5 protein-coding genes are annotated in these 3,628 nt (G+C 39.0%); all 5 read right to left on the bottom strand.

The window, feature by feature from the left end:
- Positions 1-451: hypothetical protein (locus GX756_05235; GenBank protein NLC17266.1), on the bottom strand; the 451-nt coding region annotated here is incomplete at its 3' end.
- 284 nt (positions 452-735) lie between these two features.
- The gene (locus GX756_05230; GenBank protein NLC17265.1) at positions 736-1,239 is read right to left on the bottom strand and encodes an O-acetyl-ADP-ribose deacetylase; all 504 of its coding nucleotides are present in this window, start codon (positions 1,237-1,239) and stop codon (positions 736-738) included.
- A gap of 208 nt (positions 1,240-1,447) precedes the next feature.
- On the bottom strand, positions 1,448-1,873 hold the full coding sequence (locus tag GX756_05225) for a flavodoxin (GenBank protein ID NLC17264.1): 426 nt from the start codon (positions 1,871-1,873) through the stop codon (positions 1,448-1,450).
- A gap of 11 nt (positions 1,874-1,884) precedes the next feature.
- Entirely contained in the window at positions 1,885-2,451 is a 567-nt protein-coding gene (locus GX756_05220; GenBank protein ID NLC17263.1) for a DUF3793 family protein, read from the bottom strand.
- Positions 2,452-2,695: 244 nt separating this feature from the next.
- Positions 2,696-3,475 carry an Mrp/NBP35 family ATP-binding protein gene (locus GX756_05215; GenBank protein NLC17262.1) on the bottom strand — a complete coding sequence of 260 codons (780 nt, stop codon included), beginning with the start codon at positions 3,473-3,475 and terminating at the stop codon, positions 2,696-2,698.
- Between the last annotated feature and the right edge of the window lie 153 nt (positions 3,476-3,628).

Raw genomic sequence — 3,628 nt, 5'->3', positions numbered from 1 at the left:
TGTAATACCAATCCCTAACATCCGCGCTATTTTTGAGCTCTTCTTCTAAGTCCTCAATATCGCCGTCAATCTCTTCCCAAACAGGCACTTTAGGATCATCCTCGGTCGCGTCTTTTGCTTCAAAATACTTATCGCCTATTCTTATGTATTTGGCGAAAACGGTTTGGTTATCTTCAACTTCTTCGTTAATCCACTCGTCAGTAAATGAAGAGTTTTCGCCCTCATCCGTTTTTTGCGCCCAAGTATGAGGGAAAAAGATTTCGTCAATTTTGATGTCTGTTACTTTTCCGTCCTTATTAACAGTAATATCCTCTACGCCTAGATAGCTACCATGAACAACATCGTAAGCGGTCGCCGAGCTTGTGGCGGGTTTGTTATCGCATCCCGCAATGCCTAAAATTAATATACAAGATGTAATTATTGCCAGCATAGAAGTAATAATCTTTTTCATACTATTCTCCTTAAAATTTCAAAGTTTTTTATTCGGTTTTAGAAAGATTGATAATGTATTCACTATTGCTTAATTATTTTACCATATATTATAGCGATTGTAAAGCGATAGCCTTATACATTACGTTAGTTTAAAAAATTTTTTATCTGTTTTATAATTTGTAAATATGATAAAAATTATTAAAAAAAATATATATATAATAATATAAGCTAAAATTTCATTAAAAATTATAATAAAATATCTTGGAAGATATTAACTTACAACACTATTTTTTAATTAAATAATTAAATACTATTTGGATACAGTTTTTTGAAAATCTCAAACGATTCATTGTCATAAAGAACTAAGATAATATCCATATCGTTATCCATTAAAAATTTTTCAAAGGCTTTTATCGCGACTTTTATTGCTTTTTCTTTTGGATAACCATACGCGCCGCTGGATATAAGCGGAAAAGCGATAGACTTAATCCTATGTTCTTTGGCGAGTTTTAAAGAATTTAAATAACAACGCATAAGCTGATTTTGCTCGTCATGTTTGCCGCCTCGCCAAACAGGCCCGACCGTATGAATAACATGCCTTGCGGGCAAATTATATCCTTTGGTGATTTTTGCCTCGCCCGTTTTACATCCGCCAAGCGACCTGCACTCTTCCAAAAGCAACGGCCCCGCGGCGCGATGGATAGCGCCGTCAACGCCGCCGCCCCCTAACAAAGTATTGTTAGCGGCGTTTACTATCGCGTCAACCTCGCACTTGGTAATATCGCCTTTAATTGCTTTTATCGGCATATAAAATGCTTACCCCTTAATTTAAATATCCCATAAGAAAAATAACGGGCAAAAACATCAATTTATTATAATATATCATAATTATATATCATATTGTCTATTAGATTGTTATGCTTAATAAAAACAGCGCCAAAAAAAACGAATAGCGGCATAATATAAAAAAGCCGTTTTATAAACGGCTTATCTTTATTTTAAGGGCTTATGCTTTTTAGAGAGAGGCTAGTTTGACGCCCAAGTTGACGCATTCTTGCGCGCTTTCGCCTTCGGGCGCTTGGCGGGCTATTACGGTATCTACCACTTGCGCGCCGTAGTCGGTCATGCGCTCTTTCCAATTTCTCATCCATTCGCCGTCGCCCCAATCATACGAGCCGAACAAAGCCACCTTTTTGCCTAAGACCTTGTCTTTTATGTCTTCCACAAAAGGCTCCATCTCTTCTTCCTCTATGACCTCAACGCCCATAGACGGCGAGCCCAAAGCAATGACATCGTAATCATCCACCATATCGGGCTCGGCAAGCGCTACGTTTAACAGCTCAACTTCCGCTCCCGCGCTCTTTGCACCTTGGGATATCAACTGCGCCATTTTTTCGGTATTGCCCGTTCCCGACCAATATATTATTAATACTTTTGACATAAAAAAACCTCCTAATAATTATATGTGATTTCAAAATATTCTTTGCCTTGCAAATATTCATTTATAACCTGCGTCTTGGCAAGGTCATACATATCCATAATTTTGAGCGCTTTTTGCGGGTTATTAAAAACTTTCCAATAGCCGCAAAAATAGCATGCCTTGTCTTTTTTGATAAAGTCCAATACATCGTCAAACGGATATCCCAAAAATAAACCTATCTCATGCGCAAACTCGTTTTCGCCCTCAAAAAAACCCTGAAGCCTTTTTTTTAGATGTTCCAAATGAAAATCTATGTCGGTATGGACAGGGTATGAATATGTCGCCAAAAAATCTTTTACCTTTTGGTCGGCTAAAACCTCTTGCAGCATATTACGGTTAAAAATCAAAACGGCTTGACTTTTTTTGCCCCTATACATAAGCATCATTTCCAGCCCTTTTTCTTTGGGCCTTATATTGGCGACATTCAGCCCTTTGGGCAAACAAATCAAGCTAGCGGGCTTTACGCGCATTAAGGTCGGCGCGGCGATTTGCGCCAATATGTAATGGTATCGCATCGGGTCAATCGGGGCGTTAATCATTTATTTTTATTATTTATGCGCTTATACGTATTTATGCATCCAAAATGTTAGCTACATCTAACATAATAAGCCCGCCCGCATTTTTTTGTCAATAAAAACGCTTTTGGTTTTGTGAGAATATTACAAAAAAAATCCCGCTTTATTTAGCGGGATTGTTTTAAAATAAGATTGACTTTAAGATTGACTTTACTAGAAAAAGTTTTGAGTTTTTTTCTTTACTGCCGTTTGGCCTTATTATTAAAATTTATGCGTTGTTTTCTATGCTATACACGGCGGGTATCAGCCATTGGGCGTCTATGTTTTCTACCTGGCCGTTGTCGCACGCTTGCGAGATGGCGGGATCAATCGGTATTTTTGCCAAAACCTTTATGTTTTGTTTTTGGGCTATGTTTTCTATATCGCTGGCGCCGAAAATATAATGTTTTTTGGTGCAGTTAGGGCATACAAAATAAGACATATTCTCAATAATCCCCAAAATCTTGATGTCCATTGACTTTGCCATATTGACCGCCTTTTGAACGATCATGCCAACCAGTTCTTGCGGAGAAGTCACGATTAATATCCCGTCTATCTTAAACGACTGAAAGACCGTCAAGGGCACATCGCCCGTGCCGGGCGGCATATCCACAAACATATAATCAATATCGCCCCAAACGACATCGGTCCAAAATTGCTTGACCGCGCTAGCTATTAAAGGCCCCCTCCAAATAATCGGCTGGGTTTCCTCGTTTAGCAAAAAGTTGATAGACATTATTTTGACGCCCGTTTTGGATTCTTTGGGAATTATGCCTTGCTCGCTAGCGGTCGTTAGGCCTTTTAGCCCAAACGCTTTGGGTATGGACGGGCCCGTAATGTCAGCGTCCAATATAGCTACGTTATGCCCGTTTTTTCTAAAGGCGCTTGCCAAAAGCGCCGTAACCAACGACTTGCCCACTCCGCCCTTGCCGCTAATTACCCCTATTGCCTTTTTTACCGAACTCAAAGGATTAAAACTTAGTTTTGTCAATGTAGCCGTTCTTGCCATTGCATATTTTCCTAAATATAAGTATCTTCTTCTTTTTTACTCCAAACGCGCGCTAATGTCAATAGCCTATAAAATTTCGCCCTAAAATAAAAAAAGCAATCTCTATTGGGAGGGGCGTTTTATTAAAAAAAGCGCCACCGTCCCAAAAAAGAT

Source organism: Clostridiales bacterium (genome assembly GCA_012512255.1).
In the GTDB taxonomy this organism is placed as follows: Bacteria; Bacillota; Clostridia; order Christensenellales; family DUVY01; genus DUVY01.
The sequence above is the reverse complement of the archived record's forward strand: the minus strand, read 5'-3'. Positions and strand labels throughout refer to the sequence as shown.